This is a genomic window from Gemmatimonadota bacterium (genome assembly GCA_026706345.1).
Taxonomy (GTDB): Bacteria; JAAXHH01; JAAXHH01; order JAAXHH01; family JAAXHH01; genus JAAXHH01.
In genome coordinates, this window is the sequence record JAPOYX010000268.1 from 1 (window position 1) to 23,738 (window position 23,738).

A 23,738-nucleotide genomic window follows, 5' to 3' on the forward strand; every position below is an offset into this window, starting at 1 on the left:
GTGCGCGCGAACTATCTGTTTCGTTCCGAGGATCTCGCTACCTGGACTTACCTGCATCCTTTCGTCGAGGACGACGCCTACACCCTGGTGGGAGACGACGGCGCCTGTCCCTATTTCTGGCCCATCGGCGACCGCCACATCCTGCTTTTCTTCAGCCACATGAGCGGCCCCCAGTATCTGATCGGGGACTACGACACGGAAAGGGACAAGTTCGTCGTGACCTACGGCGCCAAGTTCAATTTCGGCGCGTATAAGCCCTCCGGCCTCCACGCCCCTTCGGCCACGCCGGACGGCCAGGGCGGTCTCGTCGCGATCTTCAACATGAACCACGGCAAGCCGACGAAGGACTGGAACCAGATCATGTCGCTGCCGCGACACCTGACCGTCGATGGCGACGACCTGTACCAGGAGCCGGTCGAGGCCCTGAAGTCACTGCGCGAAGCGCCGGCCCGTTTCGACGTGATGACCCTTCCGGCCAACCAGGAAGTCGTGCTGCCCCGGTTGGAGGGCGGCAACACCATGGAATTCGAGGTGGAAATCGATACCGGATCTTCGCCCATGGTGGAGATGAACGTGCTGCGGTCCCCGAACCGGGAGGAATTCACGCGCATCGCCTTCTACCGGGGCCGCGGGTTCCGGGGCAAGAGTCTCCTGTCCATCGATACTTCCTATGCGTCCATCGCGCCGGACGTCACGTCCCGCGCCCCCGAAACCGCGCCGCTGGCGCTGGAGGAAGACGAAACGCTCAAACTGCGGGTGTTCGTGGACCGAAGCGTCGTGGAGGTTTTTGCCAACGGCCGCCAGTGCGTTTCGCTGCGGGTCTACCCGGACCGGCCCGACAGCACGGGCGTGTCCTTCCGTTCCCAAGGGGTCGACAGCCGGGTCATTTCGCTCCAGGCCTACCGAATGAAGTCGATCTGGACCTGAGCAATGAGCAACGCAGCGTCGAAAGGCAGCAAGGGATCATCGTGAAAGCGGCAAGGGAGGGAAGCATGGCCACAGTGGATGGCATCGAACTGCTGCAACTGGTCTGCAACAACGCCTTCGAGCCCCGCTGGGAATCCTACGCGCTCGATGACCTCGGTGCCGACGAGGTCCGCGTCCGCAGCGAGATCACCGCGGCGAAACACGGGACGGAAAAGGGCGAGATCACGGGGGAGTCCATTTATTCCAGCGTGCCCATGGACCGGGAAGGCCGGGTCTTCGACCGGTCGCGTACCCATCCCTACGACCCAACGACATGGAAGCCCGTGGGAAATACTACCGTGGGCACGGTCATGGCCGTCGGCAGGAAGTCGAGGATATCAAGGAGGGCGACCGCGTGTACGGCTATGGCGGATTCAGGACGGTCCACCAGGCCCGTCATTTCAAGCCATTGCTCCCGGGGTTGACCGAGGAAGCGGCCTGCTGCATGGATCCGGCCGATTTCGCCCTGGCGGCCGTGCGGGACGGACAGGTGCGGATCGGCGAGCGGGTCATCGTCTTCGGCATGGGCGCCATCGGGCTCTTCACGGTCCAGCTGGCCCGACTGTCGGGTGCGGTCGACGTGGTGGCGGTCGATCCGATCGCGCACCGGCGTGAACTGGCCCTTCGGCACGGGGCTACCCTGGCGGTCGATCCGAGCGAGGTCGGCGACTTCGGCATGGCATCACGCGAGTGGCTCGATCTCGGCGCGGACGTCACCATCGAGGCGAGCGGAAGCTACCACGCCCTCAACCAGGCCATCCGGGCGACCCGGTACGCGGGCCGGGTGGTGCCCCTGGCGTTCTACCTGGGGGATGCGAAGGGACTGTACCTGGGCGAGGAGTTTCACTTCAACCAGATCGACATCGTCTCGGCCCGGGCGTGCAGCAGCCCGCAGCGGGGCCTGTTCTGGGAAGAGGACCGGATATTTCAGACGCTGATCCGGCTGTTCCGGGAAAGCACGCTGCATCCCCATGGCCTGCCCGACCCTGTCGTGACGCCGGACGAACTGCCCGAAGCCTATGGAAAGGTCCGGCACGCGCCGGACGAGGTGATCAAGGTGGCCGTAAGGTACTGAGGAAACGGAGGACAAGGCCCATGGCCGTGGAGAAAGAACTGACGAGTGCGGCGTGGTCCGGCGACCTGGACGCGACGAAAACCCTGTTGAAGGAAGACCCGGATGCCGCCCGGCACTGGCAGCCTATCATGACCGCCGCCTTTACGGGGAGTACGGAGATCGTGCAGCTTCTCCTGGAACACGGCGCCGACCCCAACGTGCTGAGCAGGAACAACCACCGCCACCGGCCGCTTCACCGGGTGCTGGAACACAAGAAGACGATACCCAAGGGTCCGAGCCACGTCGAGACCGTGCGCGTGCTTCTCGAGTTCGGCGCGCGCGTTGAACTCCGCGGCGGGCACGGCCGCATGACGGCGCCCTGTCTCGCCGCCGTGGGCGGGGAGATCCAGTTTCTGCCGGCGCTCCGGGAGCACATCGAAGAGTGGGACATCTTCACCAGCGTGGCGCTGGGCGAGGAGGAGCGGGTCCAGACGCTTCTCGACGGGGACGCGGCCCTGGTCGACGCGGTGGACGAGAACCGTTGGCGTCCCCTGAACTACGCCGCGGCTTCCAGGGCCGGAAGGGACGACGCCGCGATGGCGAAACGTCTCGAGCAGATCGTCGCGCTGCTCCTGGAACGGGGCGCCGAGGTCAACCGGCCTCCCCCGGCGCTGACCTCGGCCATTGGGAATCCATCCATGATGCGGGCGCTGCTGGACGCCGGGGCGAAACCCGATCCAGGCCTGATCAGCGCCCTGTGGAACGTGGACTATGATTCCGTGGAACTGCTGCTTTCGGCGGGGGCGGACATCCGGCATCCCGCGGTGGACGACACCCTGAGCGAACTGGTGCAGTACGGCACGTACAAAATGGCCCGGTTCCTGATCGACCGCGGCGCCAACGTGAACAGCCTTGACGATCACCGCGGACGCACCGTGTTGCACTGGACCGCCGTCCGGGGTGCCGGGAAGGAATTCGTCGCCTACCTGCTCGACCAGGGCGTCGACCCGTCGATCAGGGACCGGGACGGCGCTACGGCGCTGGACATCGCCAAAGCCAGGAAACGGAAGACGATTGTATCGATGTTGCAGGAAAGAGGGGCGGGATGATTCGGATTCGCCGTGCCGGGGAGGACGACTTCGACGCGATCTGGTCCATCTTTCACCGGGTCGTGCGAGCGGCCGACCCCTATCCCTATCCACCCGAGACGGACAGGCAGGAGGCGTACGCGATGTGGATGGCGCCGCCGAACCGGCCCTACGTGGCCCTGGACGGCGGTGAGGTGGCGGGCACCTACTATCTGCGGCCCAACCAGCCGGGGCAGGGCGCCCACGTGGCCAACGCCGGGTTCATGGTCGATCCGGACCGCCAGGGCCGCGGCGTGGGACGGGCGATGGGGGCGCACGCCGTCGAAGAGGCGCGCCGCGAGGGTTTCCTGGCCATGCAGTTCAACATGGTCGTCAGCACGAACCACCGGGCCGTGGCGCTGTGGCGGGACCTGGGGTTTACGGTGACCGCTACAATACCGGACGCGTTCAATCATCCTGAACACGGCCTCGTGGATGCCCACATCATGTACCGGAAGTTGTAGGGAATACCCTATGATCCGGAATGTCTGCACCGTTCTGATCTGCCTGGCGGGGCTGTTTGCCTTCGCTACCTGTTCCGAGCCGACGAATTCGAGCACCCTTCCCGACGTGACGCCGGACGAGACCGGTTCCACGGAGGGGACGGCCGCAAAGGCGTATACCTACGAAGTGGTCCGTTCGTTCCCCCACGACACCCGCGCCTTCACCCAGGGCCTGGCTGTCGAGGGCGACATACTTTTCGAGAGCACCGGAAACTACGGCCAATCCACCTTGCGCCAAGTGGCGTTGCAGACCGGCGCGGTGGAACGGATCCGTCGCCTCTCGTCGACGATCTTCGGAGAAGGACTCGCCCTCTACGACGGCAAGATCATCCAGCTGACCTGGAAGTCCGGTGTAGGCTTCATCTACGACAGGGATACCTTCGAGCTGCTGCGAAGCGTTAGCTATCCCGGCGAAGGATGGGGCATAACCTACGACGGGGAGCGGTTCATCATGAGCGACGGATCGTCCACGCTGTACTTCCGCGACAAAGTGACCTTCGAAGAGACCGGCAGGGTATTCGTGCGGGACGGAGACGGCCAGGTGCGCAATCTGAACGAACTGGAGTATGTAAAGGGCGAAATCTACGCCAATATCTGGCAAGAGGACCGTATCGCCCGCATCAATCCCGAAACCGGACGGGTGACCGGGTGGATCGACCTGGAGGGGCTGCTGGAGTCAGGCGGTAGTGAAGGGGCGAACGGCACGGAAGACGTACTCAACGGCATCGCCTACGACGCCGAGGGGGACCGGCTTTTCGTCACCGGGAAATGGTGGCCCCGGCTCTTCCAGATCAGGCTCATCGAAGAACAGGAACCTCCCCGGTGATGCGTCGGCCTGACTGGCCCTGCGTTTCGCCCGCTGCCTGTGAAGTCAGGCACGTCCCGCAGGATTCCGCCCGCCTCCAGCAGGGTCGGGCCTGTCCCATCCGACCTTTAGAATCTGGCCGAAACGGTAAACTTGGTGATGTCCTGGAGCGTCGAACTTGAGGTATAGCTGAAGTCGATGCGGTACATCTTCCACTGCAGGCCGCCGCCGAACGTGGGCGTGTTCACGTCGCCTTCCGAGTCGTGCACGTACCCGGTACGCAGCGCGATGAGATCCTGGTACCAGAATTCGGCCCCGACGTTCAGGACGTTCCCGCTGTCCTTCAGCAGCATTCGGTTCAGGTCAACGGCCAGCAGCAGACTGTTCGACTCGATTTCCAGCGCTTTCAGCGCGGCGCCTACCTTGAGGTTCCGGGACAGAGGATCCCCCTGGTCCGGATTGACGTACTTGATCTCCGTTCCAAGATTCTGAAGCGCGCCGGCCACCGTGAAGCGAGGCGTGACATGGGCGGTGAAGCCGAAGTCCAGGGCGAAGCTCGTTCCCACCCCGTCGTCCTCGTCCGACAGGGCGCTTCGGACGAACTTCAGGTTTGCGCCGACCCCCAGCAACTCGTTGACCCTCGCGCCGTATGAAATGGAGACCGCCATGTCCGAACTGTTGAACGTGCCCTGGCTGTCCCCGGCCGCGTTCACCCTCTGTTGTTCCCCCAGCGAAAGATAGGGCACACTGACGCCGAAAGTTCCAATACCTTCTACGGGTTGCACATAGGAAAAATGCAGGTAGTAGAGGTCGTCCGCCAGGTAGGGCAGCCATTTGAAGTAGGTTGCCGATGCGCCGCGGTTCTCAAGGAATCCCAGGCCGCCGGGATTCCACGCCGGCACCAGGGCGCCCCGCGCGTGGGCGACGCCCGTCTCGCCCATGGCCGTGGACCGGGCGTCAGGCGCGATCTGCAGGAACAGGCCGCCGGCCTGGCCGATACCCGCCTGGATACGCTGGGCTGGAAATACCAGCAGAATCGCGATGAGCAGGTAGCTTAAGTTCTTCACGATTGAACCCCTCCTTGTTCATTCCACCAGATCGATCACGCTCCGGTGTAACACGGACACCCTGCGGTTTCTGAAAGGCGAGTCAAGCGACTTATACCGGCATTATACGTCCAATCCCAAGATCAGTCGCAAGATAATGGCCCAGTATGACGAAACCATGACGACAACATGAAAATCCGGTAGTGCGCGAAGTAACACGGTCTGACACGCGAAACGTCCGGATTTCGGCTCACTCCGGCACGTCCACCCACCGCCGGGACGCCGCCGCTTCAAGGATGGCCTCTGCCACGACCTGGGCGCGCATGCCGTGGTAGAAGGAGGGCACGCAGTCCCGTCCCTCTCGGATGGCGCTGACAAACTCCCAGGCCTGGTCGAAACGAAAGGTCTGAGCCGGGTCGCCCTCTTTCGGGTCGCGAGGGGAGCCGGGCAGGGCGAGGAAGCGCTTCGGTACGCTGCGTCGCCGGTATGTATCCCGGCGCGGACCGGCCAGGATGGCGCGGGGAGTATGAAGCTGGTAGGCGGCGGAACCATTGGTCCCGTTCAATTCGCAGATGTCGTGGTTGCCGCCGGGTCCGCGGCCCTTGGTCAGTTTACCCATTTCAAACACGCCGGTGGTTCCCGATTCAAACTCGGCGATCCACGCGACCCAATCCTCCACGTCCTGCGGTTCGCAGGGCCTGCCGTCCTCCGTGCGGTCCCGGGAAACGACCTGTTTAAGCGAGGCGCATACCGACCTGATCGGACCGAGCAGGTCTTCGGCGAAGTCGATACGGTGAATGCCCATGTCCCCGAGTTCCCCCGTGGCCGCCATGCGCCTGTACTGGCGCCATCCCACGGAATGCTCGCCCCAGTCCTGCAGGCGCTGGAAGCGCGCGTGGCGTATCTCGCCGAGTCGGCCTTCGTCGACCAGGTGCTTCAGGTAGCGCATGCCCGGCACGAACCGGTAGGTGAAGGCGGTCATGTGCCGGACGCCGGCGTCCCGGGCGGACTCGTACATATCGACGGTCTCGGCGACGGTCATGCCGATCGGCTTCTCGCATAGCACGTGGCAACCCGCCCGGACGGCGCTCAGTACGATCCCGTGGTGGTACACGTTCGGCACGGCGACGGCCACGGCGTCCGGCCTGACGGCGGCGAGGAACCGGTCCACGTCCGAGAAACCCGACGAAATGCCCCACTGCGCCTGCCTGCGGGCCAGCAAGCCTTCATCCACTTCGCAGAGACCGGCGATCTCCACCCCGGGAATGCGGGAAAACCCCGGGTAATGCACGTATTCGCAGACCGTGCCGAGCCCGATGAGCCCGATGCGTATGTTGCCAGGCGACATATTGCTGCTCCAATCTGATCCGTGCTCCGTTCCGACTTTGGTCTGTGCTCCGTTCCGATTTTGGTCTGTGCTCCGTTCCGCGTTCGACGCTCAGTTCGGATCCCGGGCTTTGGCACCCCGGCTCCGTCCCCGGACTTCGACTACTTCAGGCCCCAGGCTTCCAACTGTCGTGTAATGCCTTCGGCCACCGCTTCGAGTCCGCCCGGACCGATCGCCGCGGCCTCTTCCTGGTAGAGCCCCTTGTCATAGTCGTCCCTGGGCAGCAGGTAGCCGCCCGTCCCCCGGTTGCACAGGACGACCACGACGATCGCGGTAGCGGGGAAGCGTGCCCGCAGCTCGCGCTGCAGCACATTGTAGGGCTCGCCGCTCACCAGCACGAGGACGCCTTCGCCAATACGCCAGAGCGTGACGCCATAGGGAGCGCCCTTCCTGTCCGGCGGAAGCGTCTCGATGCGCCGCATGGCCCGCCGGACCCGTTCTATCCGGGCGCGGCAGTCGGCGGCTTCGTGGTCCTGCCCTTCCCGCCTCGCCGCTTCTTCACCGGACGTCCATTCGGCGAGTTGCCGGTCCAGTTCCGCCTGCGTAGGCAGATCCAGCAGGGGCAGGTCCAGGGTCATCACGGCGGAGTCGAAGGCTGCGAGCCGCTGCCCCCGCCCCGCATCCACTGGACTTTGGCGCCATACGCCGATGGTGGCGCCCGAGATCACGGGACCGTCGTAGCGCATCTCGATCCCATCGGGCAACAAGGCCTCCATGGCCGACAGCGCGGCATAGCCGAGTTGACGGCCGTTCCGGTCCGCCGCCTCCGTTTCGCCCACGAACCCGTACCGGGGGCCGAGATCACCGCTCGCGCCCAGCAGGAACACACAGGGTGCGCCGGTTTCCCGTTCCACGACCTCCCGCATGGCCCCGGGGTAGTCGGGACTGATGAGCGTATTGTCCCAGGCCAGGGTCGTCGGGTGGCAACTGTAGTTGACGAGGGTGGCGATTATCCCGCCCTCCCGGTCGCTGGCGCGCGTCACCACGACGGTATCGTCGGCGGCACGTTCTGGATTGGTCCCGCAGGCGTACAGCTGATGCGCTTCGTCCCAGTAGTCGCGGTTGCGGGCCAGGTCGCACCGTCCGTATCCGAAGGCCAGGTCGACCGGCTTCACGGCGGCCCGGGCCTTTTCTACCAGACCGACGAGTCCCTTTCCGAGGTCAGCCAGGTACCCCGGGATCAGCGAGCCGCCCTCGTGCTCCAGTCGATCGGGATCGTAGTTTCCGGCAGCGTGCGTATGCGAGAAAGTGAGGACGACACGCTCGGCGGGCAGGCCGGTTCCGGAGGAAACGGTATCCGAAAGGCGTCGCAGGTCGCCAGCCTGCAGCCAGCCCAGTTCGAGGGAGACGAGGGCGTGTTCCGCCCCGGAACCGGGATCCACGAATACGAGCGCAGATGCGGTCAGTTCCCGGTGCACGCCCGTCGACGCATCATGCTTCGCGGCGCCCCAGCTGCGGTGGTAGATGCCCGCGGGCGGGGTGATGTCGATCCGTGCGAAGCCCAGTTCGCACCGGCCGGCCGGCATGGAGATTACCCGCTGGCTCAAACGGTCCCCCTTCTTGATGGTCCATTCAGGAATACCCTTCTTCCGGGCATCCCGTCAGCTTCGAGCGGTCTGGCAAGATGGCCGGTTACGGCATCTGTCGTTGTCAAGCCGGGCCCCGCATGTCGAGGATCTGAATGGCCGAGCCCGCTTCCAGCGCGCCAGGGGACCGGTGCACGGCGTTCTGGCCGAATGCCGGACTCGGACCACCGAGCCTGCGGTAGGTCGCCAGCGTTCTCAGCGGCTCCTTGCCCGGCGTTCCGGTCTCCTGCTCGACCAGGGTCGTGGCGCACCGGCCGCAGGGTTTCACCAGGTCGAGTTCCACCTCCCCGACGCGAACACGCTTCCACGTGTCTTCCGCGTAGGGCGGACAGTCGGCCACGACGACATTGGGCCGGAAGCGGTTCATGCGGATGGGTTCCGGCAGCCGCGCGTTCAGGTCCGCCAGGGAGGCTTCCGAGATCATCAGCAGAGGAAAGCCGTCCGCAAAACCCACCTGGTCGCCGGACCGGGGCGCATAATCCGGATCCACGGGCCGCACGAAATCCGGTTTGAAATACAGCAGGCGGCAGGATGTATCCAGGTACGTACCGAACCACTCCGCGGCATCGCTTCCCTGGTCGACCCCGTCGCAGGGATCTCCCCATACTTCCACGTTTCGGACGTCACCCTCTTCCATACGCGGCACCGGCAGATCCTCCATTCCCGGCGCCGAAAGGGCCAGCCCTCCTTCTGCCAGGGTGGGCTGTACGAGGGCAAGGGCGGGCATTTCACGCTGGGTGAGCATCCCGCCGCCGTCGCCGACGACGACCCACGACCGGTCGTCGCGGATTCCCCGGGCGTCGAGCTCCGCCCGCGACAGTTCGTGGCCGGCGCAGGACTTGATGGGATAGACGTGGAGGGAGGAAATGTAGGGCATCGTAGTACCTTTATGATTGGTTGTTACGCGACGGACGCTTGTGGACGATCTGCGTGCGCTGCGGTTTGATGACGATCTGCGTGATCACCGTCCCTTCCCGCTGCTCCACGGCCTGGGCGACGGCATCAGCCACGCATTCCGGCGTGATGTGGGCATCGGGCGCTTCGCCGGGCTCGAAGTCGGTTCCGTCATAGAAAGGTGTCCGGGTCATGTCGGGATACAGGGTTACCACCCGGACGCCGCTCTTCCGCACCTCGCTGAAGAGCGCCTGCCCGAACTGGTGGAGGCCGGCCTTCGTCGCGCCATAGGCGGCGCCAAAGGATCCCGGGTTCAGCGCCGCCGTTGAGGCGATGTTGACGATGTACCCCCGCGATCTCTCCAGGTGCCGCAGGGTCGCCCTGGCCAGGACCATGGGCGCGATCAGGTTGGTCTGCACCATGCGTTCGATCCGGTCGGGCGCCATGGCAGCGTGGGGACCGAAGTAACCGACACCGGCGTTGTTGACCAGGATCTTCAGGCCCCCGGCCGCTCTGAGCAGCGCCTCGGTACTTTCCAGCAAGACCCGGGTGTCGGTGACGTCGCAGGTGACCGGGTGGTACCGGTCGTGGCGGAATGAGGCCTTCCCGTGGTCCCTGGCATATCCGTAGACGGCATAGTCCAGTTCGACCAGGCGCCTGGCGATGGCCAGGCCGATTCCGGAGGAAGCGCCGGTTACCAGGGCTACGTCCATGCGGCGATTTGCTCCTCGTTGAAGTGGTCGCCCAGGCGTCGGCGCATGAAGGCGGTCATGGCCTCCCGGCGTTCGGCCGGATAGGTCACGGTCGTCCCCTCCTGTACGTATCCGTCGTACAGAAGGGGCATATCCCGCCGCTGGCGCTTCATACGCTGGAAATGGTCCTTCGCCATGCGGAAGACGCCCACGGTCACGTCACGAACGGCGGCCGGATCGATCCGCCGAAAGACCTCCTCGACCAGTTCTCCGTACATAGACTCCCACGACGGGACGGCCAGGACTGGGTCGAAGCAGAGACGGACCGGCCAGCCGTCCTCGATAGCCGCCTGAACGGCGTCCAGCCTCTGGCCGAGGGGTGCCGCCCCGTGCTCATAGCGTGCGGCGACCGGTTCGGGGGAGAGCGTCCACGCCAGGATGACCCGGTCTGTAGGCGGCAGATCCTTTATCGTCCGGTACGCGGCGCTCTTGGTACGGATTTCGACGAGCAGGTCCGGCTCCTCGCGGGCGAATTCGATCCACGCGCGGCAATAGGGCACGACCGATTCGAATGCGAGCAGGTCGGTGTCGTACGAGATGCACAGGTAGAACGGCTGCGACGGGTTCGACCGGTCGCGCATGCCCTCGCGCGTCGCCGTAAAATAGTCCTCCAGGTTCACGAAGACCACGATATTCGCCGATGGGTACATGCCTTGCAGATAACAGTAGTCGCAGTTGTACACGCAGTTGAACATGAGCGTGTTGTAGTAGAAATCCTCGAGGCTGAAGTTCTGGCTGTTCCCCGACCCGTCGTACAGGAACCGGTCCTTCTTCACGGCCAAGATCAGTTTCATGCTCGCTTTTTGCGGCTGGAACCGCTGCCTCGGACGTGCGAAGACCGCCTTGTAGTCGTCGATTTCCACCACCCGGGCCTTCGCGAAGCGATCCCGGATGCGACGTGTGATCGGGTAGTCGGCCGCGCCGTGCTCGATGTAGATGTGGGAGAAACTACCCCACCGAGAGGATGTCCCGTAGCCGTTCAAATTGCGCATCGCCTTCCTGTTTCGTCTTCACGGAGACGTGGGTAAACCGCGTCAGGTCAGGCATGTCCGACCCGGTGTGAAGCTTGTAGGACCGCACCAGGTCGGCCAGCATCCTGTGCCGGCTGACCGTCAGACGCAGCCGGCTTCGTATCTGTTCGACGATCCGGACATCCGCATCGGTCAACACGTCCAGTCCGCCGTCGGAGACTTTCCTGTAGGCCGCGATGGCCGCTTCGACCTCATCCAGGGATCCCGCGATCAGGCCGGCCACCCTGTTCTTGTCGAATCGCCGCGTTTCCAGGTGGTCGGAAACGACTTTCACGCACCCGATCCGATGAGGTGGGAGGAAGGTCGCCGCCGCCTGGTAGAATCCGGCCGCCTCCATGTCGACCAAGCCCGGTTCCACGCCGTCGGCATCCGCCCGGTCCAGGGGGCGTTCCACGGTTGTGAGCGGAGATTCCGCCAGGGGCGTCCTCGCCAGCAGGTCGGGATAGAAGGACCGGCTCGTGCTCCTTTCCGTGATCTTGTTCGCGAGAAACCGGTCTCCCTCCGAGACGGGGCCTTCCCCCGCCTTCTGCGTATGGCCGGCGATGCCGAGGTTGAAAATGACCGCTCGCGCCCTGTCCTCAACCCGCGCGATGAGCAAGGTGGTCGCGATGGCGGACTTCATGCTTCCCGGGCCCGTGACGGTGAGCCAGGTATCGTCCCGCCGGAAAACGGGCAGGGCGAAGGAAGCGTCCTGCTTCAGGCGGAACCGCTCGATAGCCGGGCGCGCTTCAGGATGCAGGGCGACGGCGAGTAGGATCGGCATAGAAGGTTCCATTGCGTAAAGGTCAGGCCCTACCTGGGCTCGATGACGAGCCGGCCGTCTTCGATCTTCACGGACTTCACCAGCCGTAAGAACCGCTCCAGGAACGGATCCCGGTAAAGGGCGTCGACCAGGTTGTTCTTCCGGATTTCATGCATGAACTCATCGGGGAGGTTCCTGCCGGCCACCTCCAGCCGGTCGATGGTGACCTCCAGCCGATCGTCCTTCATCTCGACGGCGATTTCTCCGGTGCCGTTCAGGTACCTGCCCTCGAATCGATCGTTGAACAGGCCGAGTGGCACGCTGATCTCGGCCTGCAGCTTGTCGTCCCGGATGTCCACGCGGGCCATCCCGTGGAGTTCCCGGAACAGGTCTTCATACTCCAGGAGCGCATTGATATCCTCCGCCGACAGCGAAAAACTGCCGGTTTCCTCGCCCTGCTCGAGGGCGGCGACGTAATCCATGAACCGTTCGATGACCGACTGCGCTGCATCCCGGCCCTTCTCCGCGCGGGCGAACTCGCGGGGCTCCGGGCTCGTGTAGGTCTCGACCAGCTCATCGCTCGCCTGGAGCATGAAATAGTAGGCTGCGCCGGCGATTACGGCGAGCAGTATGATCGTGGACAGGCATCCGCCCACCCAGTATCTGGCTTTCATAACGCTTCTTCCCGTGGTTGACGTTCAGCGGACTTCCGCTCAAATACGATTCCTCCGTCCAGCAAGGTCATCACGCAGGTCAGGCGACGGGGCCACCTCCGGGTGTCTCCATGCGAATCGCTGAATTCGAAGTCGCCCTCCTCCAGTTCGAAGACCGCCACGTCGGCGGCTGCACCCGGACGAAGCGTGCCGAGTTCGCTTCTCCCGATCGCGGTGGCGGGTATAGCGGTGGTACTCCGTACGATGTCCACGAGGGGCATGCCCAGGTTCAGCATCTTGGACATGGTGGTCGGCAGATCGAAAACCGGTCCGTTGACGTTTACGGTGTACAGGTCCGTGCTGATAGCGTCCGGGAAGAACCCCTGTTCGAAGGCCGCCTTGGCCACGTCGAAGCTGAAGCTTCCGGCGCCGTGGCCCACGTCCATCAGGATGCCCAGGGACCGCCCCTCGATGACGTCCTCCCAAACGGCCCGGTGGTCGTCCAGTATGCCATGGGGATGGCCGTGATAGGCGTGGGTGATGATGTCGCCCGGCCGAAGCAGATCCATGATGCCGCCCAGCGGACAGGGCGTATTGCCCACGTGGACCATGACGGGGACGTCCGCCTGATCCGCCGCCTCGACGGCGAGGCGCATAGGTTCGATCCCGTTGTCACCGATGAGATGCCGGCCCATGCGCACCTTGATGCCGGTCATCAGGTCCCGGTTCCCCGCGACGGCGGCCACGGACCGGTCCACGTCCACGAACCGCAGGCTGGCCAGTTCAGGCGTGCCCGCCGTCGGGATGCCCACGCTGGAGATGTTAGAAAAACCGAAGACCCGGGTCCGGGATGGCTCCGCCACGTTGCGTCGGAATGCCTCCTGGCTGGGCCAGCTCGAGCTGCCGGCGTCTACGATGGCCGTTACCCCGGTGGAAGGACAGATGTCGTCCGGAACCAGGCCGATGTCGGTGAATCCCCAGCATATGTGGGCGTGCAGGTCGACCAGGCCGGGGAAGACGTACCGGCCGGTTACGTCGACGACGCGGTGGCCTTCCGCGGGCAAGCCGTCGCCGACGGCCGAAATCGAACCGGCGCGAATCGCTACATCGCATACCCGGTACAGATCCTGCGACGGATCCACCACAATCCCGCCGCGGAGCAACAGGTCCCGGCGGTCTCCGGATCCGGATAAGGAGGACATGCGCGGATCAGTGTTCGCGGACAGGTTGCTGTTCCTTTTCGTTTTTCAGGGGATTGTCCTTAAGCGGCGGCAGCATGTTCTTAATCTGCCTGAACCGTTCCGAATCAGCGGTCAGCCCATCCAGGACCGGCAGAGCGGCGATCTGCTTACGGGTGTTTTCGACACGTTCCCTGCTCGGTGGATGGGTCGCGAACAGGGAAGCCAGCGCGCCGGGTTCGCGGTCATTGATCGCCAGGAGTTTCTCGAAAAACACCGTGACGCCCCCGGGATCATAACCGGCCTCACGCAGGTTCACCACCGCCAGGGCGTCCGCTTCCCGTTCCGCCTGGCGGGAATAGTGCAACATGGAGAGAATGCCGCCGACACCCGCCAGTTGCGATGCGACACGCTGGACGCCCGTGGGGTTTCTACCCGATATCATGCCCAGGATGATCTCCAGCCCGAGTTGCCGGGTCAGAGCCTTGGCGCCGTGGCGCCCGGCCACGTGGCCGATCTCGTGGGCGATCACCCCCGCCAGTTCCGATTCGGTGCCAGCGATGGAAATGAGGCCGCGGTTGACGTAGAGATACCCGCCGGGCAGGGCAAAGGCGTTGACTTCATCGGTATCCACGACTTTTATGTAGTATGGTATGTTCGATCGCTTGCAATGCCGGACGAGGATCTGACCCAATTCGTCGACGTAGCGGACCACCTCCGGGTCCGTGTACAGCTTGACCTCTCTTTCGATCTCTTTCGAAAACTCGCGTCCGAGCGCGATTTCATCCGCGTCGGAGAGGATGTTGATGTTCTGAAAGGCACTCCCGCAGCCAGAGGTCGTCAGCAGCAGGAGGAAGATCGACGCTACGGCCGGTTTGAGCGACAGGGACCGGGGCAGGCCCATGAGTGCATGTCGAATCAGCGCGTGGAGTTTCATCGCGAATCACACCGGAATCCGGGACGTGCCGGGAACGGAACGGGATACGGACTGACCACGGTTGCGGGGTGCAGAGACGGACGGTTTCTGCGCATTGAAGATACGAAACCTCGAACCCGCGAGCAATCGGAAAAGACCGAACGAAAACAGCCGGCCGCGTATCGACTCACGCACTTTTCAAAGGCGATGGATTCGCAGAACGATTATGGATTCGCAGAACGATTGGGAAGCGTCGCCGCGACGCGACGGTGAATCCCCGGACCTGGCTGCCATGGCGCGTTACCTCGCCCGGCTGGCCGGAGACGGACACGCGTTCGCCGCCGGGCAAAGCCATATACGGCCGCTGGGAGGCGGGTTCAACAACCGTATATACGAGGTAAATACCGACGGCGGCATCTACCTGGTCAAGGTATATCCGGCCGATCGCGGTCAGCGCCTGGAACGGGAATATGCCACGATGAAACGGCTCTCCTTCCTGGAAGCCGTGCCGGAAGCCGTAACCGGCGATCCGTGGGCCGTGGAGTTGAAAGCGCCCGTGCTTATCTACGAGAAACTACCCGGGGCAGCGGTGAAACCCGCAAGCATGACCCGGGAAGAGTTGAGCCTGCTCCTGGAAATCATGCACGCGGTGCACGGGATTTCGGACCCTGGCGATTCCGCCCTGGGCCGGCCGGCCGGACCGGCCCGTCCCCGGGACTGTCTCGATTTCATGGACGAAACCATGCATGCCATGGCAACGAGCGCCGCCATGAGCGACCCGCCGTTCCGCGAGGCCCTGGACCGGCTGCGCGACCTGAGACGATGCCTGGACATGATGGATCTGAAGCCGGCGTTATGGGCGGATTGCCCGCCCTGTCTGTGTCATGGAGACTTCCGGCCGGCCAACGTGATCAGGGCTGGTGCGGAACGCATCGGCCTGGTCGACTGGGAGCACGCGGGGATCATGGACCCGCTCTTCGAGGTCGCCGGTTTTTTCTGGCATCCGGAAAGCGCGGTCCTGGAAGCGGGCTTGCGGGAAGAGGCCATCGGAGATTACTGTGAACGTAGTGCCGATCCCCACGCTATCGAGAAGATGGCGGTGTACCAGTCCATACTCCCCGTGCAGTGGTGCGTGCGGATCCTGTCTCTGATCGAAGGTTACGACCGGGAGGCGGTCCAGCCCTGGAGCGAACGCCGGCCGCCGGAGTCGCTGTGGGACGACCTGGACCGGTACATCGGGCTGGCTGCCGAGAGACTGGGCGCAACGCTGCGGGGCCCGGCTTGACACTCCGGCCCGCCAGACGCCTCTTTGTGTACCCGGGCGCACTCGTCACCTCCTCGTGTACCCCAGCCGCCTCAACTCCTGCTCATTCTTTCGCCAGGAGGGCCGGACCCTGACCCGCAGGTCGAGATAGACGGGGCGGTCCAGGAAATCGACGACGGCCTTCCTCGCGGACGTGCCGATGTGTTTAAGCATGCGCCCGTTTTTTCCGATGACGATGCCCTTCTGGGAAGATCGCTCGATAATGATACTCGCCTGGATGAAGGCCGTACCATTGGGCCGGTCCGTAAAATCCTCCACGATCACGGCCGACGCGTAGGGCAGTTCTTCGCGGACGGCGAGGAACAGATGCTCCCGGATGATTTCTCCCACGAAAAACCGTTCCGGCTGGTCGGTGAGCATGTCTTCGGGGTAGAGCGCCGGACCCGGCGGGAGCGCGCGGATGACGGCGGACAGCAGCGGTTCGAGGCCGTCACCCTCGAGGGCGGACACGGGCACGATTTCGGTGAAGGGGAAGCGGTTGGCGGCCTGGTCGATCAGGGGCAGCAGGGAAGTTCTGGACGTCCGGTCTATCTTGTTTATCGCCAGGATCACGGGACCGCGGCTCTGTTCGAGGAAGCCGACGACCCGGTCGTCGAGGTCGCGGGCGAACCGGGTGGCGTCCACGATGGCCACGGCGGTGTCCGAATCGTGCAGGGTATGGACCGCGGACTGCAGCATGTATTCCTGGAGCCGGTAGCCGGGTTCGAGCAGGCCGGGCGTATCCAGGAACAGGAGCTGGCAGGTCTCTTTCGTCAGAATGCCCAGTACCCGTTGGCGGGTGGTCTGGGGCCGTGGCGTCACGATGGACAGCCGATGCTGCAGCAACGCGTTCATCAGGGTGGATTTGCCCACGTTCGGTTTCCCGACCAGGGCCACAAACCCCGCGCGATGCGGTCCGTCGCCGACAGCGCCTGCCATCTGCCCGGTGGGTTCCATGAGATGCTGTCCTTTACGGTACCGCTTATTCACCTGTGTTTCAATACACCTGCATGTAACGCTACACCTATACGTAACGCTTCGTCCGGAAAAGAAAAAGGACTGTTTCATTTCCCTCTGCCGGTTTTGCGGCCAATGGGTGTATATTGGAGCACGACTTCGGCATCCGTACGATGTTCGGCCTTATCACAGGAGAACAACGCGCTATGAAAGAACCGGTCGTCTATCTCAATGATGGCTTCGTCCCCGCTTCTCAGGCGCATATAAACATCTACGACCTGGGGATCGTCCTGGGCGCCACCCTGACCGAGATGACCCGTACGTTCAGGCACGAGCCTTTCCGCCTGGAGGAGCACGTGAAGCGGCTTCTGCGGTCGTGCAAGTACGCCGGTATCGAGCTGGCCCTGGACCATGCCGGGTTGGTCGAACGCACGCGGACGCTGATCGAAACCAATAGCGGGCTGATCGGTCCCGAGCAGGACCTGGGCGTCGTCCACTTCGTTACGGCGGGGGAAAACCAGATCTACGCCGGCAGCGCCGGGAAACCGGCGCGCCTGGCGCCTACCCTGTGTATCCACTCCTTCCCGCTGCCCTTTGCCGTGTGGCGGTCCTACTTCGAAGAGGGCGTCCACGTGGTCACCCCCTCCATCCGCCACGTACCGCCCCAGTGCGTTGATCCCAAGATGAAAAACCGCTCGCGTCTGCACTACTGGATGGCCGACAGGCAGACCCAGGCCGTCGACCCCGCGGCCGCCTCGCTGCTGCTCGATCTGGACGGCAACCTCACCGAGTGCTCGGGAGCCAACTTCGTCGTAGTGGAAAACGATACGATCTTTACGCCCACCAGCCGCCACATACTGGAAGGGGTAAGTCTGGTCACGCTGCGGGAACTGGCGCCCGAATTGGGACTGGGCTGGGTGGAAAAGGACCTGCAGCCCTACGACGCCGTCAATGCCGACGAGGCCTGGCTGACCAGCACGCCCTACTGTATTGCGCCGTGCACGCGCATCAACAGTACGCCCATCGGAAACGGCAGGACCGGCCCGATGTTCGGGCGGGTGATGGAAGCGTGGAGCCGTAATGTGGGCATGGATATCATGGAGCAGTTGAGAAACGTGGACTAGACGGCTTGCGCGCGTGCGCGCCTTCATTACCAGAGTTCTGTACCAGACCAGCGTTCCATACCAGGGTTCTATGAATCGAATCGGGGCAATCGAGGGTTCCATGAATCGGGTCCCGTGAATTACCATGAATCTCGAACCGCTCCCACGACCAGGCCAGATCGCCGCGGCTGCTTCACACCCCCCATTAAACTTGATAAATACATGATATGACGGTATTTTAGGGTATCTTGTCAGCCGTCGAGTTTTGAGCCGGAGCCGGGTCGAGGCCGGATCATCATGGGTATCTACATTCTACACGGGTTGATTCTGGCGGGTTACGCGGTCGCCACAGTGATCTATTTCCGTCATTTCTGGACGAGACAGCCCCGGACCGGGTTCTACGCGAGCCTGTGCCTGGTGCTGGCGCTGGTTTTCCACAGCGCCTTTCTGATCGCCCGGGGCTTCGAATCCAGCCACGCGCCTTTCGTGGGCCTCCACGAGTCGATGAGCTTCTTCGCCTGGCTCATCGCCGTGGTCTACCTGTTCCTGGAGCGCCGTTTCCACGACCGGTCGCTGGGCGTATTCGTCCTGCCTCTCGTCCTGGCGGCGCAGGCGGCGTCCACGGCGTTTATGAGTCCCGTCGACCCCCTGCCGCCCCTGCTGCAGAGTCCCTGGTTCAATTTCCACGTAACGGCCAGCTTCCTGGCGTACGCGGCGTTTTCCTTCTCCTTCATCACGGGGCTGCTGTACGTCATGCAGATGTATTACATCCACCACCGCCGCGTGGGCCTGGTGTTCTCGCGGCTGCCCGCGCTGGGCATGCTGGACGAGATGAACCTCAAGGCGACGCTTATAGGCTGGGTATTCCTCTCGGCGGGCATCGCCACGGGCATCTGGTGGGCGACGGCCGCGTGGGACTCGATCACGCCCTGGCTGCTGGACCCGAAAGTGCTGTGCGTGATGCTGACCTGGGTCATCTTCACTTCCCAGCTTGTAACCCGCTATACCGTGGGATGGCAGGGCGAGCGGGCGGCAATCATCTCCATGGCCGGGTTCGCGTCCGTGCTGCTGGCCTATCTCGGCGCCGGACTCTGGACGAACCTGCACATCTTCGACTGAGGACGGCAACCAGACGACGGCGGTCAGGCAGCGGAGACTGGACGGCGGCGATTGACGGTAATGCGACAACTGACGGTAATGCGACCATGAAGAAATACTATCCCGCGTTTGTAGACATCGAGGATCAGTCCTGCCTGGTCGTGGGCGGTGGCGGGATCTCTGAGGAAAAGGCGGCCGCGCTCCTCGATTGCGGGGCCGAAGTAACGGTAGTCAGTCCCGATTTGACGGAAGCGTTGCGCGACCGGGCGGACCGCGGTGAAATCCGTTGGATCGCAAGACAGTACGAACCCGGCGACGTACGGGACTTCCGGCTGGTCATCTCCGCGACCGATTCGACGGAGGTCAACGAACGGGTCTACCGCGACGCCGAGGCGGAGGGCGTCATGGTCAACGTGGTGGACGTGCCCGCGCTGTGCCGGTTTATCGTACCTTCCATCGTCCGTCGGGGCGACCTGTGCATCGCCATATCCACGGGAGGCAAGAGTCCCGCGCTGGCGAAGAAGATCCGTGGGGAGCTGGAAGGAGCCTTCGGCACCGAGTACGCCGTCCTGCTCGACCTGCTGGGACAGTACCGTCCCCGGATGAAGGCCATGTACCCCGATGAAATCGAAACCCGGGCGAGGTTGTGGACGTCCCTGGTCGATTCCGATATCCTCGATCTGATACGCGAAGGCCGCGCGGACGAAGCGCGCGACCGGGTGGAGTCATGCATCTTACCCTCGTCGGACTGAGTCACCATACGGCGCCTATCGATGTGCGCGACCAGGCGGTGCTGACGAAGACGCTCCAGGAGAAGGCCCTTTCCTTCGTCAGGTCTTCGAGCGGCATCCTCGAAGCGGTGCTGCTGTCCACGTGCAACCGCAGCGAGATGTACGCGACCACCGATGAAGAGCATACCGACCCCTGGCCCATCGAGGCGTGGTTTCACGAGATCCACGGCCTAGACGAAGGCGTATTGTCCCCCTATCTCTATCACCGGAAGGACGAGGCCGTCATCCGGCACCTGTTCCGGGTCGTCTCCAGCCTGGATTCCCTCGTCGTGGGCGAACAGCAGATCCTGGGCCAGGTCCGGGAGGCCTATATGCAGTCGCTGAACACGAAGACCACGGGCGTGGTGCTCAACAGGCTGTTTGAAAAGGCGCTGGCCGTGGGCAAGCAGGTACGGGAGACGACGGAGATCGGGGCGGGCGCGGTGTCGGTCAGCTCCGTGGCGGTCGAACTGGCCAGGAAGATCTTCAAGGACCTGCGGCAGCATACCGCCATGCTGATCGGCGCGGGAGAAACCGGTGAACGGACCGCCGAGTATCTGGTCGAACAGGGCGTGAAACGGCTCATCGTGGCCAACAGGACCTACGACCGGGCCGCCGACCTCGCCCATCGCTTCGACGGCATCGCCGTATCCCTGCACGACGGACTCCAGATGATCTCCGACGTCGATATCGTCATCAGTTCCACCGGCGCCACCGAACCCGTGCTGGACAGGGACCGGATGGCGGAGATCATGCACGACCGGCGGAACCGGCCGATCTTCCTGATCGATATCGCCGCCCCGCGAGACATCGACCCGCGCGTGCGCAACCTGTACAACGTCATCCTCTACGACATGGACGACCTGCAGTCGGTGGTGGACGACAACGCCGAGGCGCGGAAGATGGAAGCGCGGAAGGTGGAAGGGATCGTGGAAACGGAAGTGGACCGGTTCCTTGCGTGGTATCAGAACCTTGCCATTACGCCTACCATTACGCAGCTGCGGCACTTCGCGGACGGCGTCCGGCACCAGGAGGTCGACCGGGCCTTCGCCCAGCTCGGCCATCTTTCCGAGAAGGACCGGGAAACCGTGGACAAGATGAGCCGCGCCATCGTGAACAAGCTGCTGCATCAACCGACGGTCCAGCTCAGAAACACTTCCGATCCGGAGCACAAGGACTACCACCTCTACAGCCTGCGCCATCTCTTCGGTCTCGATGAGCAAGGGAACGACAGGAACGGCACCGGGGACGAATAGCCCGGCAAGCCCGGGCCGGGCCGACGCGTCATCAATCTTCCATATCCATGTCTTCCTCAATCACCATAGGCACCCGCGGCAGCCGGCTGGCCCTTGTTCAGGCACGGTCCGTGGCCAAAGACATCGAGACGGTCAACCGGGACCTGACCGTCCACGTGCGCATCCTCAAGACCAAAGGCGACACGGACAGGAATGCCTCCCTGGACACTTTCGCCGGCGAGGGCGTCTTCGTCAAAGAACTGGAACGGGCCCTGGTCTCGGGAGAGATCGACGCGGCCGTGCACAGCCTGAAGGACCTCCCGACGATCCTGCCTGACGGCCTGGTGATCGCCGCGGTGCCGGAACGCGTGGACGTGCGGGACGCGTTGATCAGCCGGTCCGGGACCGGGCTGGACGATCTGCCCGAGGGCGCCGTGATCGCCACGGGCAGCCCGAGGCGGCGGGCGTTCCTGCAACACTACCGGCCGGATCTGCGTTTCACGGGTATCCGCGGGAACATCGATACCAGGTTGAAGAAGCTGGACGAAGCGGGCGGTCCGCAGGGACCGCAGGCACCGGATGCCATCGTACTCGCAGTGGCGGGCCTGCAGCGGCTGGGCTGGTCGGACCGCATCTCCGAACCGCTGGCCCCCGATCTTTGCATGCCGGCCGTCGGCCAGGCGGCGCTCGCGATAGAAACCCGGCTGGACGACAAGCGGACCCTGGCGGCCGCGCGGAACATCGAGCATCTTCCGTCGAGGCAGGCGGTGATGGCTGAACGGGCCTTTCTCCACGGGATCGGCGGCGGTTGCCACACCCCGGTCGGCGCCTGGGGAAGAATCGAAGGGGGCGTCCTCCGGCTGGACGGCATGCTTGCCGCGGCCGACGGCAGCTGGATCGTGCGCCATGCCCTCCATGGGGATCCTGAAGACGGTCCCGGGCTGGGGCGCAGACTGGCGGAGGCCGTAATGGCGCGGGCCCCAGGCGGACCAGGCGGACCGGCGGACCGGCGGAACACGGCGAGTGAAGGAAACCAAGGTATGAGCGCGACAACTCCACGGCCGTCGGGTATCGTTTACCTGGTAGGCGCGGGGCCCGGCGACCCCGGACTGATTACCGTGAAAGGCCTGGCCTGTGTGCGGAAGGCCGACGTCGTGATCGCGGACTACCTGGCCGACGAGCGGCTGGTGGCGGAGGCGCCCGCCCACGCCGAGCGCATCCACGTGCCGTGGCGTCCGGGGCGGCAGGATGAGATCAACGACCTGCTGGTGCGTCACAGCCAGGCCGGGAAGACCGTGGTCCGGTTGAAGGGCGGCGATCCTTTCGTATTCGGCCGGGGAGGCGAAGAAGGGCTGCATCTTCAACGCCATGGGATTCCCTTCGAGGTCGTTCCCGGCATCACGGCGGCCGTCGCGGTACCGGCCTATGCCGGCATACCGGTGACCCATAGAGAGATTACTTCGACGATGACCGTCGTCACCGGCCACGAATCGCCGGACAAAGCCGGGACGGATCTCGACTGGGAAGCCTTCGCCAAGCGGATCGGCACCCTCATCTTTTACATGGGCGCGCGCAACCTGTCCATCATCGTGGAGAGACTGATCGATCACGGACGCCCGACGGACACGCCCGTCGCCCTGATCCGGTGGGGCACCACGCCGGAGCAACGGACCCTTGTCGGCACCCTGGAAGATATCGTGTCGAAGGCCCGGGCCGCCGCCTTCAAGCCGCCCGTGCTGATCATCGTCGGTGAGGTGGTGGCGCTGCGGCGGCAACTCGACTGGTTCGAATCGAAACCGCTCTTCGGTGTACGGGTCCTGGTCACCCGCGCCAGGGACCAGGCCGGCGAACTGTCGGAATCGCTCGTCCGGATGGGCGCGGAGCCGGTCGAAGCGCCCCTGATACGGATCGAAGCGCCGGACGACTGGTCGAGCGTGGACGCCGCGCTGGCCGATCTTTCCGGATTCGACCACGTGGTGTACACCAGCGGGAACGCCGTAGAGGCTTTCTTCTCGCGGTTAATCGCAAGCGGGCTGGACGCCCGGGCGCTGGGCGGAGTACGCGTTGCCGCGGTAGGGCGCGCCACGGCCGACGCGCTGCGAAAACACGGGATCGAAGCGGACTACCAACCCCATGAGTTCCGGGCTGAAAAGCTGGTGGAGACCCTGGTCGGAAACTGCGACCTGCGAGACGCGCGAATCCTCTTCCCCGCGGCGGACATCGCGGGGCCCGCCGTGGTCGAGGGACTGACCGCCGGCGGCGCGAGCGTGACGCGGGTGACGGTCTACCGGACGGCCCTGGAAGAGGTCCTGCCGGAAGACGTCGTTTCCATGTTGGAGGACCGGAAGATCCACATAGCCGTATTCGCGAGTTCTTCGGCCGCTGAGGCTTTCGCGAAGGCCGTGGGGCCGGACCGCCTGCGACGGTTCACCGAGGCCGTCCGCATAGCCTGTATAGGTCCCGCCACGGCGGAGACCGCCGCAGAGACGGGGATGAGCGTGGACATCATGCCGGATCAGGCTACGGTCCCCGCACTCGTGGACGCGATCTTATGTGATCGGGTTTCCGCGGCGGCGCGACAGACGGAATAACGATTGCCATGAGAAGACGCCCCGGTGTATATTTCCCGGGC

The 23,738-nt window shown here is 64.1% G+C and carries 23 protein-coding genes; 12 read left to right on the plus strand and 11 right to left on the minus strand.

The features are described 5' to 3' along the window. The 6 genes from OXG98_18530 to OXG98_18555 all read left to right on the plus strand — a co-directional run. The coding region (locus OXG98_18530; protein ID MCY3774008.1) for a GH32 C-terminal domain-containing protein at positions 1 to 927 on the plus strand (927 nt) is incomplete at its 5' end. Between the two features lie 65 nt (positions 928 to 992). Further along, entirely contained in the window at positions 993 to 1,391 is a 399-nt protein-coding gene (locus tag OXG98_18535) for a hypothetical protein (protein MCY3774009.1), read from the plus strand. After that, complete coding sequence (locus OXG98_18540) at positions 1,322 to 2,041, plus strand: zinc-binding alcohol dehydrogenase (protein MCY3774010.1); 720 nt, start codon at positions 1,322 to 1,324, stop codon at positions 2,039 to 2,041. The genes OXG98_18535 and OXG98_18540 overlap by 70 nt, the downstream gene beginning before the upstream one ends. Before the next feature lie 20 nt (positions 2,042 to 2,061). Beyond that, positions 2,062 to 3,129, plus strand: a complete 1,068-nt coding sequence (locus tag OXG98_18545; GenBank protein ID MCY3774011.1) for an ankyrin repeat domain-containing protein — start codon at positions 2,062 to 2,064, stop codon at positions 3,127 to 3,129. After that, positions 3,126 to 3,611: a GNAT family N-acetyltransferase gene (locus OXG98_18550; protein MCY3774012.1), complete on the plus strand. Its 486-nt coding sequence runs from the start codon at positions 3,126 to 3,128 to the stop codon at positions 3,609 to 3,611. Before OXG98_18545 ends, OXG98_18550 begins: the two co-directional genes overlap by 4 nt. A 10-nt stretch (positions 3,612 to 3,621) precedes the next feature. Continuing rightward, the gene (locus tag OXG98_18555) at positions 3,622 to 4,476 is read left to right on the plus strand and encodes a glutaminyl-peptide cyclotransferase (protein MCY3774013.1); all 855 of its coding nucleotides are present in this window, start codon (positions 3,622 to 3,624) and stop codon (positions 4,474 to 4,476) included. Positions 4,477 to 4,583: 107 nt separating this feature from the next. Here the strand turns inward: OXG98_18555 and OXG98_18560 are convergent, their stop codons facing one another. The 10 genes from OXG98_18560 to OXG98_18605 form a co-directional block, all read right to left on the minus strand. Continuing rightward, positions 4,584 to 5,522, minus strand: a complete 939-nt coding sequence (locus OXG98_18560; GenBank protein ID MCY3774014.1) for a PorV/PorQ family protein — start codon at positions 5,520 to 5,522, stop codon at positions 4,584 to 4,586. Between the two features lie 229 nt (positions 5,523 to 5,751). Then, positions 5,752 to 6,849: a Gfo/Idh/MocA family oxidoreductase gene (locus OXG98_18565; protein MCY3774015.1), complete on the minus strand. Its 1,098-nt coding sequence runs from the start codon at positions 6,847 to 6,849 to the stop codon at positions 5,752 to 5,754. A gap of 140 nt (positions 6,850 to 6,989) precedes the next feature. Further along, a complete protein-coding gene (locus OXG98_18570; protein MCY3774016.1) occupies positions 6,990 to 8,435 on the minus strand; it encodes a hypothetical protein in 1,446 nt (481 codons plus the stop codon). 103 nt (positions 8,436 to 8,538) lie between these two features. Then, complete coding sequence (locus OXG98_18575) at positions 8,539 to 9,351, minus strand: MOSC domain-containing protein (protein ID MCY3774017.1); 813 nt, start codon at positions 9,349 to 9,351, stop codon at positions 8,539 to 8,541. A gap of 10 nt (positions 9,352 to 9,361) precedes the next feature. After that, positions 9,362 to 10,081 carry an SDR family NAD(P)-dependent oxidoreductase gene (locus OXG98_18580; GenBank protein ID MCY3774018.1) on the minus strand — a complete coding sequence of 240 codons (720 nt, stop codon included), beginning with the start codon at positions 10,079 to 10,081 and terminating at the stop codon, positions 9,362 to 9,364. After that, positions 10,072 to 11,112 carry a DNA photolyase gene (locus OXG98_18585; protein MCY3774019.1) on the minus strand — a complete coding sequence of 347 codons (1,041 nt, stop codon included), beginning with the start codon at positions 11,110 to 11,112 and terminating at the stop codon, positions 10,072 to 10,074. The genes OXG98_18580 and OXG98_18585 overlap by 10 nt, the downstream gene beginning before the upstream one ends. Beyond that, the gene (locus OXG98_18590) at positions 11,069 to 11,914 is read right to left on the minus strand and encodes a hypothetical protein (protein MCY3774020.1); all 846 of its coding nucleotides are present in this window, start codon (positions 11,912 to 11,914) and stop codon (positions 11,069 to 11,071) included. The genes OXG98_18585 and OXG98_18590 overlap by 44 nt, the downstream gene beginning before the upstream one ends. A 29-nt stretch (positions 11,915 to 11,943) precedes the next feature. After that, positions 11,944 to 12,567 carry a hypothetical protein gene (locus OXG98_18595; protein ID MCY3774021.1) on the minus strand — a complete coding sequence of 208 codons (624 nt, stop codon included), beginning with the start codon at positions 12,565 to 12,567 and terminating at the stop codon, positions 11,944 to 11,946. Further along, complete coding sequence (locus OXG98_18600; GenBank protein MCY3774022.1) at positions 12,564 to 13,748, minus strand: amidohydrolase/deacetylase family metallohydrolase; 1,185 nt, start codon at positions 13,746 to 13,748, stop codon at positions 12,564 to 12,566. The genes OXG98_18595 and OXG98_18600 overlap by 4 nt, the downstream gene beginning before the upstream one ends. Positions 13,749 to 13,755: 7 nt before the next feature. Beyond that, positions 13,756 to 14,661 carry a M48 family metallopeptidase gene (locus OXG98_18605; protein ID MCY3774023.1) on the minus strand — a complete coding sequence of 302 codons (906 nt, stop codon included), beginning with the start codon at positions 14,659 to 14,661 and terminating at the stop codon, positions 13,756 to 13,758. A gap of 205 nt (positions 14,662 to 14,866) precedes the next feature. Here OXG98_18605 and OXG98_18610 point away from each other — a divergent pair, with 205 nt between their 5' ends. Then, complete coding sequence (locus tag OXG98_18610) at positions 14,867 to 15,925, plus strand: aminoglycoside phosphotransferase family protein (GenBank protein ID MCY3774024.1); 1,059 nt, start codon at positions 14,867 to 14,869, stop codon at positions 15,923 to 15,925. Positions 15,926 to 15,970: 45 nt separating this feature from the next. Here the strand turns inward: OXG98_18610 and era are convergent, their stop codons facing one another. Further along, positions 15,971 to 16,900, minus strand: a complete 930-nt coding sequence (era, locus tag OXG98_18615) for a GTPase Era (GenBank protein MCY3774025.1) — start codon at positions 16,898 to 16,900, stop codon at positions 15,971 to 15,973. 206 nt (positions 16,901 to 17,106) lie between these two features. Here era and OXG98_18620 point away from each other — a divergent pair, with 206 nt between their 5' ends. From OXG98_18620 to hemC, 5 genes are all read left to right on the plus strand, one after another. Further along, positions 17,107 to 18,024 (plus strand): aminotransferase class IV, encoded by a 918-nt coding sequence (locus OXG98_18620; protein MCY3774026.1) that lies wholly within the window; start codon positions 17,107 to 17,109, stop codon positions 18,022 to 18,024. Between the two features lie 276 nt (positions 18,025 to 18,300). Next, complete coding sequence (gene ccsA / locus OXG98_18625) at positions 18,301 to 19,122, plus strand: cytochrome c biogenesis protein CcsA (protein MCY3774027.1); 822 nt, start codon at positions 18,301 to 18,303, stop codon at positions 19,120 to 19,122. Between the two features lie 86 nt (positions 19,123 to 19,208). After that, positions 19,209 to 19,853: a bifunctional precorrin-2 dehydrogenase/sirohydrochlorin ferrochelatase gene (locus OXG98_18630; GenBank protein ID MCY3774028.1), complete on the plus strand. Its 645-nt coding sequence runs from the start codon at positions 19,209 to 19,211 to the stop codon at positions 19,851 to 19,853. Beyond that, positions 19,829 to 21,127: a glutamyl-tRNA reductase gene (hemA, locus tag OXG98_18635; protein MCY3774029.1), complete on the plus strand. Its 1,299-nt coding sequence runs from the start codon at positions 19,829 to 19,831 to the stop codon at positions 21,125 to 21,127. Before OXG98_18630 ends, hemA begins: the two co-directional genes overlap by 25 nt. 47 nt (positions 21,128 to 21,174) lie before the next feature. Further along, positions 21,175 to 23,697, plus strand: a complete 2,523-nt coding sequence (gene hemC / locus OXG98_18640) for a hydroxymethylbilane synthase (GenBank protein MCY3774030.1) — start codon at positions 21,175 to 21,177, stop codon at positions 23,695 to 23,697. Positions 23,698 to 23,738 lie beyond the last annotated feature (41 nt).